The 22,776-nt window shown below is 55.3% G+C and carries 22 protein-coding genes; 14 read left to right on the forward strand and 8 right to left on the reverse strand.

All coding sequences use genetic code 11. The annotated features are described in order from the left end of the window. Position 1: 1 nt before the first annotated feature. The gene (locus tag AC6I8R_RS09455; RefSeq protein WP_021183324.1) at positions 2-1,429 is read left to right on the forward strand and encodes an efflux transporter outer membrane subunit; all 1,428 of its coding nucleotides are present in this window, start codon (positions 2-4) and stop codon (positions 1,427-1,429) included. 160 nt (positions 1,430-1,589) lie between these two features. Continuing rightward, positions 1,590-2,171 carry a TetR/AcrR family transcriptional regulator gene (locus AC6I8R_RS09460; protein ID WP_415174841.1) on the forward strand — a complete coding sequence of 194 codons (582 nt, stop codon included), beginning with the start codon at positions 1,590-1,592 and terminating at the stop codon, positions 2,169-2,171. 1 nt (position 2,172) lies between these two features. Here AC6I8R_RS09460 and AC6I8R_RS09465 read toward each other — a convergent pair whose 3' ends face one another. Further along, on the reverse strand, positions 2,173-2,748 hold the full coding sequence (locus AC6I8R_RS09465; RefSeq protein WP_021183322.1) for a TetR/AcrR family transcriptional regulator: 576 nt from the start codon (positions 2,746-2,748) through the stop codon (positions 2,173-2,175). Positions 2,749-2,914: 166 nt separating this feature from the next. Here AC6I8R_RS09465 and AC6I8R_RS09470 point away from each other — a divergent pair, with 166 nt between their 5' ends. The 8 genes from AC6I8R_RS09470 to AC6I8R_RS09505 all read left to right on the forward strand — a co-directional run bounded on the left by AC6I8R_RS09470 (position 2,915) and on the right by AC6I8R_RS09505 (position 10,026). Further along, a complete protein-coding gene (locus tag AC6I8R_RS09470; protein WP_415174840.1) occupies positions 2,915-3,619 on the forward strand; it encodes a pirin family protein in 705 nt (234 codons plus the stop codon). Between the two features lie 267 nt (positions 3,620-3,886). Further along, entirely contained in the window at positions 3,887-4,669 is a 783-nt protein-coding gene (locus tag AC6I8R_RS09475) for an SDR family oxidoreductase (RefSeq protein ID WP_021183320.1), read from the forward strand. Next, entirely contained in the window at positions 4,669-5,055 is a 387-nt protein-coding gene (locus AC6I8R_RS09480; protein ID WP_415174839.1) for a nuclear transport factor 2 family protein, read from the forward strand. Before AC6I8R_RS09475 ends, AC6I8R_RS09480 begins: the two co-directional genes overlap by 1 nt. After that, the gene (locus tag AC6I8R_RS09485; RefSeq protein WP_415174838.1) at positions 5,052-5,903 is read left to right on the forward strand and encodes a fumarylacetoacetate hydrolase family protein; all 852 of its coding nucleotides are present in this window, start codon (positions 5,052-5,054) and stop codon (positions 5,901-5,903) included. The genes AC6I8R_RS09480 and AC6I8R_RS09485 overlap by 4 nt, the downstream gene beginning before the upstream one ends. After that, entirely contained in the window at positions 5,900-7,123 is a 1,224-nt protein-coding gene (locus AC6I8R_RS09490; RefSeq protein WP_497832162.1) for a DUF3500 domain-containing protein, read from the forward strand. The genes AC6I8R_RS09485 and AC6I8R_RS09490 overlap by 4 nt, the downstream gene beginning before the upstream one ends. 185 nt (positions 7,124-7,308) lie before the next feature. Continuing rightward, positions 7,309-8,643, forward strand: coding sequence for a hypothetical protein (locus AC6I8R_RS09495; protein WP_021183316.1), 1,335 nt, complete (start codon positions 7,309-7,311; stop codon positions 8,641-8,643). 12 nt (positions 8,644-8,655) lie between these two features. Further along, positions 8,656-9,042 (forward strand): RidA family protein, encoded by a 387-nt coding sequence (locus tag AC6I8R_RS09500; protein ID WP_415174836.1) that lies wholly within the window; start codon positions 8,656-8,658, stop codon positions 9,040-9,042. 162 nt (positions 9,043-9,204) lie between these two features. Beyond that, the gene (locus tag AC6I8R_RS09505) at positions 9,205-10,026 is read left to right on the forward strand and encodes a DUF2218 domain-containing protein (RefSeq protein WP_208725424.1); all 822 of its coding nucleotides are present in this window, start codon (positions 9,205-9,207) and stop codon (positions 10,024-10,026) included. 83 nt (positions 10,027-10,109) lie between these two features. On the opposite strand, the gene hpaI is transcribed toward AC6I8R_RS09505, so the two are convergent. From hpaI to hpaD, 7 genes are all read right to left on the reverse strand, one after another. Then, a complete protein-coding gene (gene hpaI / locus AC6I8R_RS09510) occupies positions 10,110-10,874 on the reverse strand; it encodes a 4-hydroxy-2-oxoheptanedioate aldolase (RefSeq protein WP_497832163.1) in 765 nt (254 codons plus the stop codon). A gap of 7 nt (positions 10,875-10,881) precedes the next feature. Beyond that, positions 10,882-11,685: a 2-oxo-hept-4-ene-1,7-dioate hydratase gene (hpaH, locus tag AC6I8R_RS09515; RefSeq protein ID WP_021183312.1), complete on the reverse strand. Its 804-nt coding sequence runs from the start codon at positions 11,683-11,685 to the stop codon at positions 10,882-10,884. A 2-nt stretch (positions 11,686-11,687) separates the two neighbouring features. Then, positions 11,688-12,563: a fumarylacetoacetate hydrolase family protein gene (locus tag AC6I8R_RS09520; RefSeq protein ID WP_497832164.1), complete on the reverse strand. Its 876-nt coding sequence runs from the start codon at positions 12,561-12,563 to the stop codon at positions 11,688-11,690. Between the two features lie 120 nt (positions 12,564-12,683). Beyond that, positions 12,684-13,730, reverse strand: coding sequence for an amidohydrolase family protein (locus AC6I8R_RS09525; RefSeq protein WP_013509026.1), 1,047 nt, complete (start codon positions 13,728-13,730; stop codon positions 12,684-12,686). A 35-nt stretch (positions 13,731-13,765) separates the two neighbouring features. Then, positions 13,766-15,052 carry an FAD-dependent monooxygenase gene (locus AC6I8R_RS09530; protein ID WP_497832165.1) on the reverse strand — a complete coding sequence of 429 codons (1,287 nt, stop codon included), beginning with the start codon at positions 15,050-15,052 and terminating at the stop codon, positions 13,766-13,768. A 25-nt stretch (positions 15,053-15,077) separates the two neighbouring features. Then, complete coding sequence (locus tag AC6I8R_RS09535) at positions 15,078-16,304, reverse strand: MFS transporter (protein WP_497832166.1); 1,227 nt, start codon at positions 16,302-16,304, stop codon at positions 15,078-15,080. Between the two features lie 61 nt (positions 16,305-16,365). Next, positions 16,366-17,379 carry a 3,4-dihydroxyphenylacetate 2,3-dioxygenase gene (hpaD, locus tag AC6I8R_RS09540; protein ID WP_208725428.1) on the reverse strand — a complete coding sequence of 338 codons (1,014 nt, stop codon included), beginning with the start codon at positions 17,377-17,379 and terminating at the stop codon, positions 16,366-16,368. A gap of 363 nt (positions 17,380-17,742) precedes the next feature. Here hpaD and AC6I8R_RS09545 point away from each other — a divergent pair, with 363 nt between their 5' ends. The 4 genes from AC6I8R_RS09545 (at position 17,743) to AC6I8R_RS09560 (ending at position 22,637) form a co-directional block, all read left to right on the forward strand. Beyond that, on the forward strand, positions 17,743-18,708 hold the full coding sequence (locus AC6I8R_RS09545) for an alpha/beta fold hydrolase (RefSeq protein ID WP_051337943.1): 966 nt from the start codon (positions 17,743-17,745) through the stop codon (positions 18,706-18,708). Between the two features lie 78 nt (positions 18,709-18,786). After that, positions 18,787-19,527 (forward strand): response regulator, encoded by a 741-nt coding sequence (locus tag AC6I8R_RS09550; RefSeq protein WP_415174884.1) that lies wholly within the window; start codon positions 18,787-18,789, stop codon positions 19,525-19,527. Then, positions 19,524-20,825: an ATP-binding protein gene (locus AC6I8R_RS09555; protein ID WP_497832167.1), complete on the forward strand. Its 1,302-nt coding sequence runs from the start codon at positions 19,524-19,526 to the stop codon at positions 20,823-20,825. The genes AC6I8R_RS09550 and AC6I8R_RS09555 overlap by 4 nt, the downstream gene beginning before the upstream one ends. Positions 20,826-21,038: 213 nt before the next feature. Next, entirely contained in the window at positions 21,039-22,637 is a 1,599-nt protein-coding gene (locus tag AC6I8R_RS09560) for a hypothetical protein (RefSeq protein WP_497832168.1), read from the forward strand. Positions 22,638-22,776 lie beyond the last annotated feature (139 nt).

Here is a 22,776-nt window from a genome sequence, read left to right on the forward strand (position 1 = left end):
CATGTCAGCAAAACTTTTGGTGGTGTTTTTACCCTGTTTTCTCGCGGGTTGTATGTCGCTGGACCCGGACTATCAACGTCCGGCGTCACCGGTTGCCAACACCACGCCAAACGGGGATGCCTATAAATCGTTACAGGGTGCGCAGGCGGCTAACTACCGCGATATTGGCTGGCAGGAATATATTCTTGACCCCCAACTGCGTCAGGTGGTGACGATGGCGCTGGATAGCAGTCGCGATCTGCGGGAAGCGGTCGCCAGCGTAAAATCCGCCCATGCGCAATATGGCGAGGAACGCGCCGATCTGTTCCCGAGCCTGAGTGCCGGGGTGAGCGGTACGCGTTCACGCGCCCTGACCGGTGAAGGTAATCAAACCGCGATCAGCAACTCTTACAGCGCGGAAGGGAGTGTCAGTTCGTTCGAGCTGGATCTGTTTGGTAAAAACCAGAGTCTGACGCGTGAGCAGTATGAAACGTATCTCAGCACGCTGGAGGGCGCACGCAGCACGCGCCTGACGGTGCTGTACAATACGGTGGATTACTGGTTAACGCTGGCGGCGGATCGCAGCAATCTGGCCATCGCCAAAGAGACAGCCGAGAGTGCGCGGCAGTCGATGGAAGTGACGCGTAAGCAGATGGAGCACGGCACCGCGTCAATGGTGGATGTCTCATCGGCGGAAACCACGTACCAGTCAGCAATGGCGGATGTTGCCAGTTACACCACCAGCGTGGCGCAGGACAAAAACGCGCTGGATTTGGTGGTAGGACGCAGCGTACCGGATAACCTGTTACCAGCGAATATCGATGCGCTGGGCCAGGCGTTCCGCGACGTCCCCGCCGGGATCTCTTCCGATGCGTTGCTGAACCGCCCGGATGTGCTGGAAGCGGAGCATAACCTGAAGTCAGCCAATGCCAGCATTGGCGCGGCGCGGGCGAATTTCTTCCCGACCATCTCCCTGACCGCCAGCGGCGGTGTCGGCAGTTCGGATCTCTCGTCACTGTTCAAAAACGGTGCCGGGATCTGGTCCTTCGCGCCGAGCATTTCACTGCCGATCTTTAAAGGCGGCTACAACGTGTCGTACCTGAAATACACCAAAGCGCAGAAGGAATACTACGTGGCGGCGTATGAAAAAGCGGTGCAAACTGCCTTTCAGGAAGTGGCGGATGCGCTGGCCCGACGCGGCACCATCAATGATCAGTTGACCAGCCAGCGTAATAACGTGGCGGCATCGCAGACCTATTACCATCTGGCCGACCTGCGTTATCGCAACGGGGTGGATACTTACCTGAATGCACTGACCGCGCAGCGCACGCTGTATAGCGCGCGTACCAGCCTGGTCAGCACGCAGCAGGCGTATTACCTGAACCTGATAACCTTCTACAAGGTGATGGGTGGCGGTACAGCGTTGAAAGAATCTGAACTGAAGTTGTAAAACATGCCGTTGGCCGATTTGGTATCGGCCCACGGTAAAATGTAAGCGGATTTTTGTCACGGCTATCGGCAAAAATCCGCGTACTGTACTATGTCGCGCTCTTGAATACGTAGCGGCGCGATTTATCGCGCAGGTTATTTTTTGAATTAAGGAATTAAATTTGACCAGGCCAGAGCAGCAAGACTTTTTGCACCAGCGTAAACAGCTGATTATTGCTGCGGCGAAAGTCTGTTTCAGTCGTTCTGGTTTTCATGGTGCCAGTATGGCGGATATGAGTGCCGAAAGTGGTTTGGGTGCCGGGCAAATCTATCGTTATTTTAGCAGCAAAGAAATATTGGTGAGCGAAACGGTAAAAGTGATCGCTGAAGAGTGGCGAACTTTTCTGGAAAAGAAACTCAGCCAGCAGCCCGAGGTGGCGGATATTATCGCCAGAGATTCTGCGTTCTGGCGTGAGTGGTCGATAAAAGACCAGTGTTTATTACTGGAGGTCTATTCAGAAGCCTCACGTAATGCTGCCGTGCGAGATATTCTTGCGCAGCAGGAGCAACAACTTATTTCTGCTCTTGAGCCGGTTTTTCAACAGCAAAATCCGCAAATCAGTGCGGAGCAGCGTTTTAACCAGATCCATTTTTTGTTGTTACTGATTGATGGCGTAGCCTGTCGCACTTTTGTCGATAATGATTTGAATCAGCCCGAGTTGTTGCGACTCAGCACTATCCTCAATCAGCATTTGTTACCGTAATTCATTGTTGGGCAACGTTATTATTGACATCGCTGATGATACCATCAAAAAATGGCACAAAGGCGGGTGCAATTTCGCGTTGTTTCATACAGCGGCGAATAATAATGCCATCAATGATTAATGAGAGCACATATAAGCGCGTATGAATAACGCTGGCGTCTTTACCCGGATACAACGCCTGTTCTTTATTAATAAAATTCTCTCTGAGGCTTTTCCAGGCATCGGTCATGATTTGCATGATGCGAGGGTTACGCATGGCTTCAGACGATATCTCCATCAATAACACAATATCGTTTTCGACTTCGTGGGGCACCAGACCCGCAGAGAACAGTGGTAAACGTGCCTCACCACCCGATTTGGCAATCTGCTCCAGATCATCATTAAGCAAATCTTTCAACCGTTGGGTGATAGTGAATACCAGCGCCTCAATAATCGACTCTTTATTGGTGAAATATTTATAAATCAGGCCAACGCTAATATTTGCCTGGCTGGCAATATTCTGGATTGATGTCTGATAAAAGCCTTTTAATCTCATGCACTGTTCAGCAGCGTCAAGGATCTGTTCTTTACGGTTCATGATGACGGGCCTGAGGGAAATAAAAGTCTATTTTACGCAACTTATTCCGCGCTGGCTAATCATCTATTGTCAAAAATTTTGACTTAAGCCAGCAAATCACCCCACTGGTGTCTGTTTCTTCCTTCTCTATGATGGCGGTATCAAACTGAATTAAGGGAGAACGAGCATGAATCTGTTACGTGCACAGCGCGATCAGCTGTTTGAGTATGGCCCTTTCACCATCCGCCGTCAGCGTCCGGGCGAGGCATTTGGTCCACTGGCGATCATCGACCAGATGACGCTGAAAACCGGGGCGCAGGTGCCGATGCACCGCCATCAAAACGATGAGATTTTCACTTACGTCTGGCGCGGTTCTTCTCAGCACCAGCATGAAAATGGCGAGCGCACGCCGCTCAACGCCAAACGCGTGATGGTGGTCAGTGCCGGTGAGGGGCTGCGTCACGAAGAATCCGCGCCGCTGATCGAAACCGAAATGTTGCAGGCTTATATTCGCCCGGCGCAGGAAGGTGGTGAGGGACGGGTACAGCACTTCACCCGTGCCGAGGGCGCAGCGGTAAATGCCTGGACGTTGCTGGCAGGGCCTGAAGGCAGTGATGCACCGCTGGCCTTGCGCCAGGCGATCTATGTGTATGACCTCAAACTGGAACGCGACCAGCAACTGGCGATTCCGCAGCGCGCAGGTTTCGCCGTCTGGGTGACGCTGCTTGACGGTGTCGTGCGGGTCGGCGATCAGCGCTTGCATAAAGGTGATGCCATCAGTGATGCCGTTTCCCTGCCCGAGATTCGGGGGGAGCGTGATGCCACGTTGATTGCTTTTCTGGTAAAGGCCGATGCCCCAGCCGTGACCAGCGGCACCGTCAGCGGACAATAATTCCGCCAAAAAAACGTAGCGGCGCGATTTATCGCGCAGATTTTGGTATCCGTTCGCACCAAATTGCGCGATAAATCGCGCCGCTACCGATCATCTGTGATGACCAACGAGAATCCTTCTCATTTTTCACATCCTGTTAACGATCCGTGACCCGCCTCTGAGTTTTGCCGCGTAGAGCCGTGCAATATTCTGACATATCGTAATACTAGATATATCTAATTATTCGATATCGCACACTCATCAACGCAAAGTTTTCCGGGAGCAATCATGGATCTGGGCATTGGTAACAAACTCGCTTTTATCTGCGCGTCGTCGCAGGGGCTGGGGCTGGCGTGCGCGCAGGCGCTGGCAGCGGAAGGGGTACATGTCACCCTGAACGGACGCAACGAAGCCAAATTGCAGCAGGCCGCGCAGCGCCTGCGCGAGCAAAACCCGACGGCGCAGGTCAGCTATATCTGCGCGGATTTAACCAGTGCCGCCGGACGCGATACTATCCTTTCGGCCTTACCGCAGATCGACATTCTGGTGACCAACAATGCCGGGCCACAACCCGGTGCGCTGGCAGACTGGCAAGCCGCAGCGCTGCGTGAGGCGATGGAAGCCAATTTTATTCCTGCCATTCAGCTCATCCGCGCCTGGTTACCGGCCATGCAGGCCCGGCGTTTTGGTCGCATCATCAACATCACCTCCGCGATGGTTAAAACCCCGCATTACATGATGGGGCTGTCCACCTCGGCCCGCGCAGCGCTGACGGCCATGTGTAAAGCCATCAGCCAGGAAGTGGTGCGTGACAACGTCACCATTAATAACCTGTTGCCGGAGCGAATCGATACCCCGCGCCAGGAATTTATGCTGCAACGTTTAATCGCCAAAGAAGGCATCAGTCGCGAACAGGCGCGGGAGCGCAATGTGCAATCCATCGCCGCCCGGCGGTATGGCACGCCGGAAGAGTTCGGCGCGGCTTGCGCGTTTCTGTGCAGCCAGCAGGCCGGGTTTATTTCGGGGCAGAACTTGCAACTGGATGGCGGTTCCTATCCGGGGTTGATCTGATGAACACCCCCCACGCGCAATTACTTGAGTTTGAACAACAGCGCCAGCAGGCGTTAATTCACGCCGATTTGCCGCGTCTGGCCAGCATGTTGGCGGAAGACCTGGTGCATATCCACAGCACGGGCATGGTGCACAACAAAGCGCAATTTCTGGCACATGTGCAACGTATGGGCGGGTTCATCGCGATTCAGCGGGACACGCCCGCCATCCGCGTGGAGGGTGATATCGCCATCCTCACCGGTCACACGCGCAACCGGGTGCGGCTGCTGGAAACGGGAGAAGAGGCGGAGCGCTACGGTTTCTCGACGCTGGTGCTACGGCGCACACCTTCCGGCTGGCAAATTTTGCTCTCGCAGTTAACTCCTACAGCAAAGGAAAAAGCATGAAACTGGTACGTTTTACCGAACAGGGCCGCACGCGTATTGGCAAGGTGGTGGATGATCAGGTGATTGACCTCTCCGCAGTACCTGGCGTCACCGGCTCGATGCGCCAATTGTTGACCAGCCTGGCAACGCTGCGCCCGCGACTGGAAGCGGTGCATAGCCCGGCGTATGCGTTAGCGACAGTACAACTCGAAGCGCCGATCCAGGACGCGCAGAAGTTCCTCGGCATTGGCATGAACTACCGTAAACACGCTGAAGAGGCGCGTCAGGCGGGGATCCCCATCCCGGAAAGCCAGTTGTGGTTTAACAAGCAAGTCTCCTGCATCAACGGTCCTTTCTCCCCGGTCGTGAAGCCCGCAGCCAGCGAGAAAATGGATTACGAGATCGAGTTAGGCGTGGTGATTGGCAAACGCTGTCGCCATGTCAGCGCCAGCGACGCCGCCAGCGTGATTGCCGGTTATCTGATCGTCAATGATGTCTCGGCACGCGACTGGCTGCATAAATCACCGACCTTTACGTTGGGTAAATCCTTCGACACCCACGGTCCGATTGGCCCGTGGATCACCACCGCCGATGAGATCCCCGATCCGCTGCGGCTGGAGATGAAGTTGTTCGTCAACGGTGAACTCCGCCAGCACGCCGACAGCGGTGACATGATTTACGACATCTACGCGCAGATTGCATACCTGTCGACGGTGATGACGCTGGAACCCGGCGACATCCTGGCGACCGGAACGCCTTCCGGCATCGGTGCGCCAACCGGACGCTTCTTACAACCCGGCGATGTGATGCGGCTGGAGATTGAAGGCCTGGGTCATATCGAGAATCCGGTGGTTGAGGAACGCGTATGACCAGCCAAAATTTTCGCGATTATTTAATGCCCAATGATGCCGAGCGCATCGGCCTGGCGCGCGGGGTGGATCTGCATACCTACGGCGCGCGCATGTTGGCAACCGAGAAAGCGCAGAAACTCAAAGCCCACTGGCAGGCGATGCTGGATGAAACCTTCCGCGGCATTACCGCCAATGGCGAGGTGCAGTCCGGTCTGTTCAGCTTGCAGGATGAGGGGTTTGCCGTGGAAGAGGCGGTGAGGGCGGCGCAGGCGCTGTTTGCCAGCCTCGATAGCGCCCGACAGCAGCAGGTGAGTTACGCCATCGATGCGCCACAGTGGCGCGCCTGGTACAACCCGGAAATCCCGTTTAACGATTACGGTGTCAGGCTGGATGAAACCTCGGCGGCAACTCATGAAGCCTTCTGGTCGCTGCTGCGGAGTTGTACCAGTGCGGCGGGTCTTAGCCGGGTGCAACAGGTGATGGATGCCAACCATTTTCTCGGTGAACTGTACGATCTCACCCACATTATGAACCGCTGGAGCTTCCATTTTTTGCTGTTCGGTTCGCCTTCCGCTACCCAGCCGTGGGGCTGGTCGATTTACGGTCATCATGTGGCGTTTTGCTGTTTTATCGTCGGGCGGCAACTGGTGATTGCCCCGACCTTTTTCGGCGTTGAACCCAATGTTATCGACCGGGGGGATGCCAGCGATTGCGTGTTGTTCCGCGACGAAGAGCAGCTCGGTCTGGCCCTGATGCAGTCGCTCAGCGTCCGGCAGCAACATCGCGCCACGATCTATCAGTTAATGGAAGATCCCGCGATGCCGGCCGATCGCTTTAACTTTGCCGATCAGCGTCACCTTGGCGGTGCGTTTCAGGACAATCGGGTGATCCCGCTGGAGGGCGTCTGCGTGGCGGAATTTACGCCCGCGCAGCGTCAACAAGTGATGGCGCTGGTAGCGGTGTTCCTGGCTTTCCTGCCCGACGGACCGCGCGCTGCGCGCCTGCAACAGATTGAGGCCCAGCTCGATAACACCTGGTGGAGCTGGATTGGCGGTTGTGGTGATGACGATGTGTTCTATTACCGGCTGCAAAGCCCGGTGGTGATGCTGGAGTTTGATCATCACAGCGGCATGTGGCTGACCAATGAAGAACCGGCACGTTTCCATATCCATACCATTACCCGCATTCCCAACGGGAACGACTACGGCAAAGCGTTGTTGTCGCAGTTGCAGCAGTAAACCCAGGCGCAACGCCTGAATTCCTGTCGTACCGGGTGACGTCGTTCTGCCCGGGTAACCCACAGTGCCAGTTGACCGTTCCCGTCAGGGATTTCGGACGGCTTCGCTGTGCCCCACGCGCGAGAAATCGCGCCGTAATTGAAATCGCGCGATAAACCGCGCCGCTACAATGAGGTTATCAGGCAATGGATGTTCATAAAAAAGCCAAAATTGCTGCATTAACCGTAGTGCCTCTGGCGTTGTTCTGCGGTACTTGCTTTGCGGAGGCTTCACCTGCAACGGACTCCGATAGCGTTAACGACTGGCTCACACAAGGCAATATCTCTGGCGAGCTAAAAACCATGACCTTTTTTAAAGAGTTCAGCGGCACCCAGGTTAACAAACGCACCAGTTCGGTGGGCGGTGATATTCAATATCGCAGCCCGCAAATCGGCGGTTTTAGTGCCGGGGTGGGCGTGTACGGTGCGTATAACCTCGGGCTGAATCCTTCCGACCCGGAACGTACCGAAATCTATCTGCCGTCGGAAAACACCACGGTGCTGGGTAAAGCCTTCCTGCGTTATCAGGGCTATGGCTTTGATTTGCAGGGAGGACGTTTTGGCCTGGATACACCGTTTGCCAATGAAGGCGAAGGCTGGACCATGATCCCGGCGCTGTATCAGGGGTTCGGCGGCAGTTATGCGTTGGATGACAAGGGCGACCTGAAACTCAATGCGTATCGCATCTACCGCTTCAAACCGGAAAGTTCCGACCAGTTCGGCAAAGGGGATGCCGGTAACCCGGAAATCGAGGATACCAGCATGCCGTCGGTGGACAGCGACGGTTTCACCACGGTGGGGCTGCGCTACGGTCAGCAGTGGAATACGGTGGCGGAAGCCTGGTACTACAACTTCGATAAACGCGCCCAACTCGGCTACGGTGGGGTCCAGCTACCGGTTTCGGCGTTGAAATTCGGCAACTGGACACCGTACTGGGGCGCACAATATCTGCATGAATGGGATGCCAGCGACCAGGCGTATCCTTATCACAATATCGATACCGATCTTTATTCCGGGCGTATCGGCATGAAAACCCGCAATCATGACCTGTATTTCGCCGCGACATATGTGCCACGCAAAGATGATGCCTTCCTTAACGGTGGCTTCTTCGCGCCCTATAGCTACGGTATTTACGACCATACCCCGCTCGAAAGTGGTCAGCCGTTGGTGTCGATGGTCACCACCAACCAGCCGGGCAAGGCCTTTGCCTTACGCTACGCGTACCATGATGAAAAGTATCTCGGGGTGTTTGGCGTGACGCGTCTGGAACTGGAGGATTCCAGCGGGATCTACTATCCGCTACCGGCGGAGAACATCAATGCCGCCTTTATGATCCTCGGCTATAACGTCACGCCGCGTCTGCATCTGGAATTCGAGTTTGACTACGTACATTCACCGAATGAGGTGACGGGTAATTACCATGCGGAACGTCTGCGTCTGGTGTATCGCTTTGGCGCGAAAATGGCAGATGATGATTATTAATCAGGAGATGATATGAGCCGACGCGAAAGTATCTATATTGATGCCTTTCCCCATACCAATCCGATCCCGGCGGCGTGTCGGATAGGCGCGATGTTGTATTCCGGGGTGATCTACGGACGCGATCCGCATACCCAGCAGGTGCCTGCCGATCTCGGCGAGCAGTGCGCGCTGATGTTTAGCCATATTGAAAGCATCGTTAAGGCGGCGGGCGGCACGCTGGAGGACGTCATTAAGGTGACGTTATGGATGCAGGATAAATCGCAGCGTGAGGTGGTGAACCGCTACTGGCTGGCGGCATTCCCGGATGCCAACGCCCGTCCGGCACGCCATGCGCTGGATGGCAACTTCAGCGGTAATACCTTAATTCAGTGCGACTTTATCGCGGTACTGGATCGTTAATCTCTCATTGCGGGCAGTGATTGTATCTGCCCGCACCTTTCTCTATATTCCCTGTGCAACGGAAACGATGGCCGTAACGACTTGGACTATGTCGGAAATTTCGATATATTTAAAATTCAGTGATCATTGTGTGGTTATTTGCGTAACTGCGTGGGGGCAGTCATGGTTGGACAAAGCGAAATGGATACGCAGCCTGCGGCTGGCAAAACGGGTCGCCGGGCGCGTGCCTTCGATTATGGCGAGTTACGCCTGCTGTTGCTGGCGATCATCGCCAAACAACCCAGCCACGGCTATGAGCTGATCCATGAAGTGAATGAACGTCTGGGCGGCACCTACAAACCCAGCCCCGGCGTGCTCTATCCGGCGCTCACCTGGCTGTACGATCGCGGCTATGCCGAGATTGACTTAGAAAAGGGCGGGCGCAAACGCTACCGCATCACCGACGAAGGGAATGCGTTCCTCAGTGCCAATAAAACCGTGATTGATATGTTGGTGGCGCGTGTGGTGCCAAAACATCAGGGACAAGGCAAGTCGCCGCAGGCGATTGTTGAGGCGATGGATCATCTGAAACGTGCGTTAAGTCTGCGTGCCAAAATGGAGCCGGTGGCGGATCAGGTGGTCACGCGTATCGGGGAGATTATCCATGTTGCCGCTAACCAGATTGAAGCATTGCTCAATGCGCCGACCCTGAGCGAAGGTGCGGCGAAGTGCGTGGCCGATATCGTTACGCCAAACGGCGAGCGTTTTCTGCGCCGTCTCGGCAGCCATTTTCAGCACCGCACCCCGGTGGTGATGGATGAGAACAGTGGCCATTTCCGCATGAGTATGGGGGAGGTTCGTATGGAAGTGCTGGACGGTATTTTCCGCGTCACCCTCACCGCGTTGAATGAAGAGAAGCTGACCGAGATGCAGCATATTCTGGTGCGCCATCTGGAAGAGGCGGCGGTCCGTGAAACGCTTGAAGTGATATGGCAGCAGGTTTAAGGTAAAAACCGCGCGATAAATCGCGCCGCTACCGAATTTTTCCCGTTTTGTAGCGGCGCGATTTATCGCGCAAATCAGAGCGACTAGCGAAAATCCGCCGCCAGCGCCGAGGTGGCTTTTACCAACAATCCCACATCGCTACCCACCGCGACAAAGGTGGCACCCAGCTCCAGATAACGGGCGCAGAGCCTGGGGTCAGCACTCAAAATTCCCGCCGCTTTACCGTGAGACTGAATGCGTACCAGCGCCGCCTCAACCACCTCCTGGACTTCCGGCGCACCGGGCTTGCCGGGAAAACCCATATCCGCCGCCAGATCGGCAGGGCCAATAAACACCCCATCGACCCCGTCAGTAGCGGCAATGGCATCCAGTTGCGCCAGACCAGCACGGCTTTCCACCTGCACCAGCAGGCAAATCTGTGCATTGGCGCTGGTGAGGTAATCTGGCGTGCGGTTAAAGGCTGAGGCCCGTGCCAGCGCCGCGCCGACGCCACGGATACCCTGCGGTGGATAACGCACCGCCTTCACCAGCGCCTGCGCCTGTGTGGCACTCTCCACCATCGGGATCAGCAACGTTTGTGCGCCAATATCCAGCAACTGCTTAATCAGCCAGGGTGCATCCATTGGCGCACGCACCACCGTATGCGCGGGCGAGGCTGCCAGCGCCTGTAACTGCTGCATCAACAGCGGTACGTCATTGGGGGCGTGCTCGCCATCCAGCAGCAGCCAGTCAAACCCGGCACCGCCACAGATCTCAGCACTGTAAGGATTGGCGAGCGCCAGCCACAGGCCAATTTGCGGCTGTTGGTTGTGCAGCGCCTGTTTAAAACGATTAATCGGTGCAGACATCATTACCTCACGCAAAGTAGCAGCTGACGGAACCGTGACGGCCATAGTCAGCATGGATGGTGTCGCCGTGACGGGCCTCGATCGGACGGATAAACGAACCGGCAAGCACGATTTGGCCGGCGGCAAGATGGTCGCCATATTGCGCCAGTCGGTTCGCCAGCCAGGCGATGCCGCGTGCCGGATGGTTCAGAACCCCGGCCCCTAAACCGGTTTCCTCGACGGTGGCGTTGCGCGACACAATCGCGCCCATCCAGCGCATATCGACATTTTCTGGCGCAAACAACTGGCTACCTAACACGATGCCTGCGTTGGCGGCATTATCAGAGACGGTATCGACGATAGTGCGCGCTTTGCCGCTGGCAGCATCGCTACGCACGATGCGGGTGTCGAGAATCTCCAGCGCCGGTAGCACATAAGCGGTGGCGGCCAATACTGCTTCAACGTCCACGCCTGGCCCGCGCAGTGGCGCGTTGAGTACGAATGCCAGTTCCGCCTCGATACGTGGCTGAATAAAGCGGTCAGCCGGGATGGTGGCCCCGTCATCAAACACCATGTTGTCGAACAGCACGCCGGAATCGGGGGTGTCGATATTCAAGGCGTACTGCATCGCTTTCGATGTCAGGCCAATTTTCCAGCCGATGACCTTCCGCCCGCCGTCGATTTTTTGCCGCACCCACGCCTGTTGCACCGCATAGGCATCATCCAGCGTCATCTGCGGGTAGCGCAGCGACAACAACCCGGTCTGGCTGCGGCTACGCTCGGCCTGGTCCAGCGCTTCGACGGCGGCGAATAACTCGCTCTGGCTTAACATGGTCACACCTCATCCTTAACGTAATTGCGCAGGGTGCCAATCCCTTCGGCGTGGACTTCAATCACATCACCGGGCTTCAACCAGACCGGTGGTTCAAAGCGCGCGCCCGCACCGGTGGGGGTGCCGGTAAAGATGATGTCGCCGGGATTGAGCGGGATAAAGGTTGAGATATAGGCGATGATCCAACGGAATGAGAACGTCATATTGCAGGTGCGGTCGTCCTGACGCAGTTCACCGTTAACATGGGTGGTCAGACGAATATCCGCGATCTGCGCGGCTTCGGTAAAGGGCACCAGCCACGGGCCAATCGCGCCGGAACGATAGAAGTTCTTACCCTGAGTGACATTGAATTTACTGTGTCGCACCCAGTCGCGCACCGTGCCTTCATTGCCAAGCGTAATGGCGGCGATATGGTTTAACGCCTCGCTTTCAGGAATCCGGCGACCAGATTTGCCGATCACCATCACCACTTCACCTTCGTAATCAAGCTGCTCACTCTCGGCGGGGCGCAGCAGCGGCTGCTGATGGCCGGTGAGTGATTCAGGAAAACGGACAAACATCGACGGATAATCCGGCGCGCTCTGTCCGTCTTTATATTCAGCGTTGCGGTTGGGGTAGTTCACACCAATGCACAGAATTTTGCCTGGTTGCTCAAGCGGCATCTCGAACTGGATATCGGTCAGGGCATAATCCACCGGCAGGTTTTGCGCCTCGGCGGCCAGCGCGTTGAGGGCGTTATCAGCGATCACCGCATCCAGCGTCGGCCAGCGATCGGCAAAGCGCGGTTTAAGGTCAATCACCCCAGCGCCACTGATCAAACCATAGCTTTGTACCTGACCCTTTTCGGCGGAAAAACGGATAAATTGCGGTCGTTCCACGGGTTTTCTCCCCATTTTGGCAAAAATGCGGCGAGCAGAAGCCCGCCGCTCCCAGCATGAAGGCTGAGCAGTTTTCAAGACACAGGAGGGTTTGCGGCGTTGACGCAGCGCCGTGGCGCGTTATGCCAGGTTGAACATGCGCGCGGCGTTACCACCCAGAATGTTGGCTTTGTCTTCGGCGCTGATATCGAGACTCTCGATGGTTTCAATGCCCTTGAAGAACCAGTCTTTACGGATTGGGTAGGAGCTGCCGTACAGAATGTTTTTGCCGCCAATCACTTTCACTGCGGCTTCCAGTTGCGCTTTACCCCATTGCGGCGCGCCGGAGGTATCAAAGAAAATGTTATTGCTCAGTTGCGCACGCAGGTTGCCGGTGCCGGTCTGGAAACGATCCACCGCATCGTTGAACTGATGTTGTGGCGGTACCAGCATATCGGCGAAGGCGTAGAACGCACCGCCCAGCATCGAGTGGATAAAGCGCAGGTTTGGCAACTCATCAAACATGCCGCTGAACAGCTCACGACCCACCGCAGTCGCCTGATCCACGCAGCGACCAAACTGGCGACGCTGGTTGGTGTAAGGCAGCACGGAGTTGAAATCCACCGGCAGCGGGGTGTGGTGAACCACCACCGGCACCTTGAGGTCGTTGAGGAACGTCAGGTATGGACGGAACGCCGGGTCATCGAGGTAGATTTGGCCGTAGTGCGCCACGATTTGCGCGCCACGGAAACCGAGTTGATTCAGGCAACGGTCCACTTCACGCAGACAATCGTCAGTCCCCCACGGCGGAACCACCGCCAGCGCTGACATGCGGCCTTCGCTGCGTTTCACGTATTCCGCCATGCGGGTGTTGACCTCTTTACAGGTCTCCAGATCCAGCCACTCCTGCCACACCGGCAGACGGAAAATGGCGTGATCAACCCCGGCTTTCTCCATATCCGCCAGTTGGCTTTCCAGCGTGTATTGTCCTTCGGCGTAGTTGAGGTTAACAAAGCCTTTCGGCTGCTCAATGATCAGCTGGCTCAGTTCCTTGCCTTCAATTTTCTCCACGCGGGTGTGCACGCCATATTGTTTTGGCACGCAGTCGAGAAATGAATTCAGCAGTTTCTTGTCAGAAAACAGCTCGCCCGGCAGCCAGTGCATGTTGGCATCGATAATTTTGCTCATAGTCAGTTCCTTTCTGTCTCAATTAAGGGGATAAATTATTTTTGGGTGGCAAAAACCGATTTGTATTTCGTCGGTTGGTCGGTCTCTTTCTCTGTCGGGATGCGCATACCGGCTTTGGCGTGGTACTCGCTGAAAATCGACAGGGCTTCTTCGTGCGGGAAGATGTTTTCAATGTCGTCGAACGGCTTACCACCGCTACGTTCTTCGACGATACGGCGCACCACTTCCGGGCCTTCGCCGCGTGATGCCAGCACCAGCCAGTTCACCTTCTCGCGGCGCTCCAGCTCATAGGCTTGCAACGCGGCGACCGGGTCAGCGATGGTGGCGAGTTTCTCGGCGATGACGCGGGCATCGACAAACGCCTGGCAGACGCTGTTGCCACCGCGCGGATACATGGCATGGGCGGCGTCGCCGAGCAGGGTGATGCGGCCAAAGGACCATTGCGGTAACGGGTCATGGTCGATCAACGGGAACAGATAGCATTCGCGGGCGTTGCGGATCATGGCGCTGACATCGATAAAATCGAGCTGGCAGTCGTCAAACACATGCTCAATCTCTTTGACGCCGGTTTCCTGGTTCCAGTCCTCTTCGCTTTGTGGTTTCTCGTTCTGCTCAATCACCCAGTTCACCAGTTGATTGCCCTGGTCATCGACGTTGTTCTGGATCGGATAGACGATCAGCGTGCCCTGACGAATCGGATCGCCGATATGCAGAATGCTGCCGCCGGTTTTGAACGGCGGCATCACGGTGACGCCGCGATATAAGGTCAGACCGGAGAAGTGGCTGCGGGCGGATTCCGGCAGCAGTTTGCTGCGCACCACCGAACGGATACCATCGACGCCAATCACCACATCGGCGCGCACGCTTTGCGGAGCATTGGGATTGAGACGGGTATCAAAATGCACGGTTACGCCGCTGTCATCCTGTTCAAAATGGCTGCAACGGCAACCAAGGGTGATGGCATCCGCACCGAGGCGTTCCTGTACCGCTTTGTACAGCATCATTTGCAGATGGCCGCGATGGACGAAGCGTTGGTCGTATTCGTAGCCCATATGCTTGCCGCATTGCTCGCCAAAAATTTGCTGGCCGTAGCCGGTATAGAAAATGGACTCTTTGGCTTCTACGGAGATGTCGACAAAGGCGTCGTACAAACCCATTTCAGTAATTTCTTTCACCGCATATGGCTTGATATCTACGCCGACTCCCAGCGGTTTGATTTCAGCGACGGCTTCAAACAGGCGCGGGCGAAAACCCTGTTGATGCAGGCGCAGGGCGGCAGCCAAACCGGCCGGGCCGGCACCAATGATGACGATATCCAACATAATGACTTCCTCTTGTTGTTCAGAGTTAACTGTGGCTTTTCAGGGTATTAGCTTTGAGATCGTGTCCGGGCTGGCGCTGTACATCGCGCAGCCAGATCGGTAATCCGGCGAGGCAGACCACCAGACCACCGATAACCAGCAGTGCCAGCGACTGCGGGTCTTCGCTGTTCTGCGCGGCGATAAACAGCGGTGGACCTAAGAACACACCGACCAGCGTCAGTTGGGTGATCAGACCGCTGGTGGCTCCGATGCTTTCGCGTGATGGCGCGACCACCGGAGCCAGCGCCCACATGCCCACCAGCAAACCGCTGCCGAACATAAACAACCAGGAGGCACCGATGGACAACATAAAACCGAGCGGCAGGGTGAAAATCGCCAGCGCGGGTGCGCCGGTCAGTACCAGACCCACCACGCCAATCGCGGCAGCTCTGACCCCCCGGTTCAGCAATGCGCCAACCATCAGGCAGCCAATGCCGTTACATACCATCGCCACCACATTCCAGTGGGCGACTTCCAGCAGTGGCACGTTGTAGCGTTTGGCGAGATACGGGGCGAGGGTGGAGATAATGCCGGTTTGCAAAAAGGCATCAGCACCGAAGGAAATACCCAACAGGTAGATCAACGGGCTACGCAGCACGGAGCGTAAGCCTCGGGTGCGTGAGAATTGTGCCTTCTCTTCTGGCGTGCGACGCGGCAGGCTGACGGTAGCGACAAACGCCAGGGCCAGCGTCAGGACCGAGTGCGCCAGGAAGGCAGCACGCCAGTTGCCAAAATGGTCGGCCAGACCGGCTGAGAGGAACGGCAGCAGAAAACTGGCAGGAACAAAGGTGGACCACAACGCCATCGCCATATTACGTTGCTTACCGGTGGTGATGCGGATCAGCAAGGTCACGGCGGCCACGGCGGTTAACACATAACCGATGCCGGTAACGATGCGCCCGCCCAGCAGCAGATTAAACGACGGTGCCGCGACCACGCAGATATCCCCCAGCACAATCACCACGGCACCGATTAGTAACACCACCCGATCCCCGGCGCGGTCGACAATATAACCCGCCAGCAGCGCGCCGAGAGCCACCATCAACGATGGCAGCGACATAATCAGGCCGATCTGGCTGTGTTCAAACACATGAAACTCTTTGGCAATCGAACCTAACTCAGTCACCGCTTCGCTGACCGTCATGGCTGCCATCACGCCGAGCGCGTAGGCGACCAGAATCCGCACCAGCGGGTTTTGAATAAATGTACTCACGATCCGTTCTCCCAATAGCTGATTTCACACAGGATTTAGCGTTATGGACTGACGCAGGCGCTTAGCCATCATTGGCAAGGGCGAGAAAGCGCTCCAGCGTGGGTGGATCGATCGGGGTTTCCGGCTGGATAACCGGAACGTTGGCGAAGGGCGTCGCTTCGGTAAACCATTTGTTTTGCGCCGGGAGTCCCCACTGGTCGGCACGTTTGGGATCGGCCAGATTCCAGCCAAGCGCCGGTTCGATGTCGATATGTTGGTAGTGGGTATTAAACAACTCGATACGATGGCCATCGGGATCGCGGAAGTAGACGAACAGGGCACCACTGATGCCGTGACGACCCGGACCTCGTTCCAGTTGCGGCGCGTAACCGAGCGCACCGGCCACGTCACAGGCGCGGATCATGTCGTTGGTATCGGGCAGGGTGTAGGCAAAATGGTGCAGGCGCGGCCCCGGCCCCTGGGTGAAGACGATATCGTGCGGATTCCCTTTGCGCTGTAGCCAGACGCCCCACAGATGCTGATTGTCTTCGACCTGCGACCAGGTGTATTCGCTGACGCGAAAACCCAGCGGCTGATAGAACGACCAGGCCTGACGTACATCGCTGGTTTGTAACTGATAGTGGTCAAGGCGCTGGGCGCTGGCACCGCGATAATGCTGGTAATTTTTCAGCATACGTTCACAGGCATCCATCGACGCGCAGAATTCCAACGGGACGCCAACATGGTCGCTGACATGCAGGGTTAAGCCCTGAAAGGGCACCTCAACAATGCGCGTTTCCTTACCCTGTGCGGCGAAATAGTCTTCCGCTTTATAGATATCGTCATCGCGGCACACGCGCATCCCGATACGGGCGCAGTGCGTATCGCTGGCTTTTTTTAACACCAGGCTGTGATGCCCACGTTCCTCTAATCCGCGCAGATACACGCTGGACGCATCCTCATCACTGACCACCAATCCGATTAAATCGGTGTAGAAGCGTTTGCTGACCTCAAGGTCGCGAACGTTCAGGACAACATGACTGGCACGCGTCACGTTGAAAGGTGGCTCCAAAACCAACTCATCGATCTGTGGCATGGGTATGTTCTCTCTTTCAGATAAAAGGGGTACCGCTCAGTGTTGTTGTAATAAATTTAGATATATCGTGTTAATAGATATATCTCATAATGTTGCCGGGATAGGAGATCGAGCGCACAGATTGAAAGGAAAATTTTTGCGGTGTGATAAATCGAATAATGCCAGTACCGTAGCGGCGCGATTTATCGCGCAGGTTTGTATCGCACTGTATCTGCATCGCTCCCCAATACATCGCGAGGCAAAAATCCGGGTGAGCAGAAACAAGCGCTATACATCGGGGTGGTGTAATTCAGGCGTTGTCACTTACACATCAAATTTTCTGGAGAGAACGCCATGTTACGTAAATCATTGTTAGCGACCCTGATGACCGCCACCGCCCTGTTTGCTACCACTGCTGCGGTGGCTGCCCCGACTGAAGCCGATTACGCCCAGGCCTTCCACACCATCCACCAGGTGAAAGCCGGGGTGCTGAATGTCGGCTATGTCGATATTGGCCCGCGTGATGGCCAGGCGGTGATTCTGTTACACGGCTGGCCGTACGATATCCAAAGCTATGCTCAGGTTGCGCCACAGCTGGCGGCACAGGGCTATCGCGTTATCGTGCCTTACCTGCGCGGTTATGGTTCAACCCGCTTCCTCTCTGCCAGTACGCCACGTAACGGGCAGCCCTCAGCGCTGGCGGCTGACACCGTGGCATTGATGGACGCGCTGGGGATCAAACAGGCGGTCTTCGCCGGGTTTGACTGGGGGGCACGTACCGCCGATATCGTGGCGGCGCTGTGGCCGGAGCGCGTGAAATCGCTGGTTTCCGTCAGCGGTTATCTGATCAGCAGCCAGGAGATTGGTAAAAAACCGCTGCCGCCGCAGGCGGAGCTGCAATGGTGGTATCAGTTCTATTTCGCCACCGAACGTGGCCGTGAAGGCTATGCGAAGAACACCCATGATTTTGCCAAATTAATCTGGCAGCAGGCGTCACCGGGCTGGAAATTCAGCGATGCGACCTTTAACCAAAGCGCGCAGGCGCTGGATAACCCGGACCAGGTTGCGGTGACGGTCAGCAACTATCGCTGGCGTATCGGGATGGAACCGGGAGAAGCGAAATATGCCGCCTATGAGAAAAAACTGGCGACGCTGCCGGTGATTAGCGTGCCGACGATTACGATTGAAGGAGATAACAACGGAGCGCCGCATCCGGCTCCGGCGGCATATCGGGCAAAATTCAGCGGCAAATATGAGCATCGTACCTTCAGCGGCAATATTGGTCATAACCCGCCCGCCGAAGACCCGCAGGATTTTGTGAAAGCTGTCGTTGATGCGGCAAAAATGTAATTCTGTGGTAATAAGTTATTGTCGGACCGGTATTTTATGACCGGTCTTTTTTGTCTGGCCCGCTGACAGGAGGTTGTTTTGGAGCACATTGATCACATCCTGGTTGTTGATGATGATCGGGACATCCGCGAACTGATCACCGACTATCTGGTGAAATCGGGTTATCGCGCCACCGGTGCCGCCAATGGCCGTGAGATGCGTGCGGTGCTGGCAGCGAATGCGATAGACCTGGTGGTGTTGGACATCATGATGCCGGGTGATGATGGTCTGACCTTGTGCCGCCAGCTACGCAGCGATCCACAACGTAATCTGCCGATTTTGATGCTGACGGCGCGCAGCGAAGACAGCGACCGTATCCTCGGGCTGGAGATGGGCGCGGATGATTATCTGATCAAACCCTTTGTCGCGCGTGAATTGCTGGCAAGGATCAAAGCGATTCTGCGCCGTACCCGCGCGCTGCCGCCCAACCTGCAAATCACCGAAACCGGTCGCCTGATTGCCTTTGGTGACTGGCAACTGGATACCTCGGCGCGCCACCTGCTGGATACCGACGGGGTCATCGTCGCGTTGAGTGGGGCGGAGTACCGTCTGCTGCGGGTGTTTCTCGATCATCCGCAACGGGTATTAACCCGTGACCAACTGCTGAACCTGACTCAGGGGCGCGATGCCGAACTGTTTGAACGCTCGATTGACCTGTTGGTCAGCCGGTTGCGCCAGCGGCTGCGCGAGGACGCGCGCGAACCCGCGTACATCAAAACGGTACGCAGCGAAGGTTATGTGCTGGCTGCGCCGGTCATCATTAAAGAGGTCAATGTATGAGGTTCTGGCCGCGTTCGCTGTTATCGCGTCTGGTGTTGATTGTGCTGCTCGGTCTGGTGCTGGCAAACGGTATGACGGTGGTCAGCCTGATGATTGAACGGATGAGCAGCGCCAAAACCGTGATGCTCGGCAATCTTGAATACGATGTGGCGACCAGCGTGGCAATCCTGGATCATCTCTCCCCGTCAGAACGTCCCGGTTGGCTGGCGAAGCTGGCGCGTGGCAATTATCGCTATGAATTGTCGGCGGGGCAGCCCGGTCCCTGGCCGGATAGCTGGCGGACGCGGGATGCCATCCGCTCGTTGCAGGAGACGCTGGGCGGCCAGTACCCGTTGACCTTTACCAATGTACCCGGCCCGCGTCTGCATATTCAGGCCCATATCACCTTACACGATGGTGCGCCGCTGACACTGGATCTCTGGCCGCGCATGCCGGCGATTGCGCGCTGGTTGCCGGTGGTGTTGTTTGCCCAACTGATCTTGCTGGCGGTCTGTGCCTGGATAGCGGTACGTCAGGTGGTCAGGCCTTTTATGCGTTTCACCCAGGCGGTGGAAGGATTAAAACCGGCCAGCGCCAGTGCCAGCATCATGCCGGAAAATGGTCCGGCAGAGGTGCAACAGGCCGCGCGGGCCTTTAATGCAATGCAGCTGCGTATTCAGGATCATTTGCAGGAACGAGCACAGATTCTGGCGGCGATATCCCATGACCTGCAAACCCCTATCACCCGTATGAAGTTGCGGGTTGAGATGTCGGAACAGCCCGAACTGCGCGACAAGTTGCTGGGCGATTTAGACAATATGAGCCGCCTGGTACGCGAGGGCATTGACTATGCACGCTCCGCACAAATACCGGATGAGACGCCGCAGCGTGTCAGCCTCAATGCGTTTTTGGATAGCATTGCCTGTGATTACCAGGATGTGGGAAAAGCGGTCAGCTTTTTGCCCTGCACGGGGCCGGATAATTTCAGCATTCGTCAGCAGGCGTTACGCCGCATTATGACCAACCTGATTGATAATGCGCTTAAATTTGGTTCTCAGGCTGAGGTGGCGTTATCCGCAACGGCGGAAGGCGGCATGAACATTCATGTGCGTGATAACGGCCCCGGCATTCCGGAAGACGAACTGGAAGCGGTGCTGAAACCATTTTACCGGGTGGAAAGTTCCCGTAATCGTCACACCGGCGGCACCGGGCTGGGATTGGCGATCGCTTCGCAATTGATCAATCAGATGTCAGGGAGCCTGATATTGAGTAATCGTGCGCAGGGAGGGCTGGAGGTTCAGATTATATTAAGGGGATGAGCGGCGGTATTCTCAGGTGGTTGTCCCTGATTCTCAGTATTAATTCATATCTGTTGGTGGGATAAGTGCGCATTTTATCTCACCCCTCTGTTGTGATCATCATTAATTCATAATCAAATTATTCTTTTTCTATTTTCCTGACCTCATGGCCGTGACAGGGTACCGGTGCTCAATCGCCACTATTATGCCTAAACCTAAGGGAACGGGTTGATTATGAAAATATCGAATTATGTGATAGCCGCCAGTCTCGGACTGGCTATTACGCCATTGGCATCTGCTGCATTGTTATCGGAAATATCGCCACTCAGAGAAATTAATCTCGGTTTTGATTCCATATGTGCCTTTGATGTGACGCCAGTCGGGGATGTTTATTTATTGGGTCTGATGAATGACAATCGCAAGGTAATACGCTACACCGTGGTCAAGAATGATTTCAAGACCCTCTATTCCGGTGAAGTGAAAAGCCGCTATGATAGCAATATATTATGCGACTCACGGGAAAACATTGTACCTGGCGACCGTGATGATTTTTATTTTCGTGCCGAATGGAGTTATGATCCTGATTTCCTGGAAAGCCGTAATTATGGCTCCATCCATCATGTGAAATTTAAACAACAGCAGAGTGAGACGGTATTTAGCCAAAAGGATACCAGTATCAACAGTCTGTTCCTGAATAAAAACAGCAAGCGTTTATATGCCACAATGGCACCAATCTGGTCGCCCGATCGGCATCACACCACGGTGATGGCGTATGACATAACTACCGGTGCCACGCAGTGGCATGAGCGTTATCTGTATGCATCCAAAGGGAGCATTGCCAGCCATGATCGGTCTAAACTTTATCTGCTGGGTGAGGATAAAGCACAGCTAATTGACCTGGTCGATAATACGATTATCTATGAAAGTGAGTCGTTAATTGGCGCTAATCTGGCCACCACCGATGATAAAGGTAACGTTTATGCTGGCAACCTTAACGGAAAGCAGGGACGCGTATTTATGGCAAAACTTCAGCCATTTTCATCCTCACCTGCGCCTTTGCAATGGCTGATTCCTTACTCAGAAGATCTTACCCACGATGTCTTCAGCCGCGCGGTTGTTGCGCCTGATAATTCACTCTTTATTAGCAGCGCAACCACGGTGAACGGCGCGGGCATCTGGCAACTCGATCCTAATACCGGTGAGCGCATTTCGTTTATTTTCCCACCTTCAATGGACATTGATACCCGTCCTGAATTTATTGCCTCTGCGGTTTTCGATAATCAGACCGGAATTGGATACAGTTATTCCTCCTTTAAACCCCGTAAGGATTCACGGGATAATGCACACGATATCTGGCGCTTTTCACCTGATGGGAAAACCGCCGAAAAATTGTTCACGCTTAGCGACGGTATATATGTACCACGCGGTTTTGGCCTGGTGAATAATCACCTGTTAGTCGCGATAAAAGATACCCTCTATGTCTATAACCTCAATCAGGAAGAAAATGAACTGGATTATAAGGGAGTAAAAAATAACGGACCGGATACCTTTACCCGTCATGATGCCGATCAGGGCATAACCATCCAGTATCAGGCTCCGCCGGAAAGCGCAGGTCGTCATGATTACTATCTCTTTAGCCTGAATGAAGATCGCACAAAATTTGGTAGCTATCTCAAAGTGAAAGCTGGCAGCAAAGGCGAGGCAAAAGTGAAGATTCACAAGATTTGGCACCCGCAGGGAGGAAAATTCACGCTGGGTCTGACGGATGATGTCACCAGACCAGGCACGGTGCAGACGATAGGTGAATCTGTCGCGGTGACGGTCACCCCCTGAAGCGTAACCACTTTGTAGCTTTATGTATCAACGCCACCCCCGGACATGCAAGACGACAAAAACCGGGGGAAGCGGAAACGTTGTGAACACAACCAACGGGTTAAATAACGTCACTGCCAGATGACGCAGTGGTTAATTT

Source organism: Pantoea sp. X-Soil-OKNW-713 (assembly GCF_059730685.1).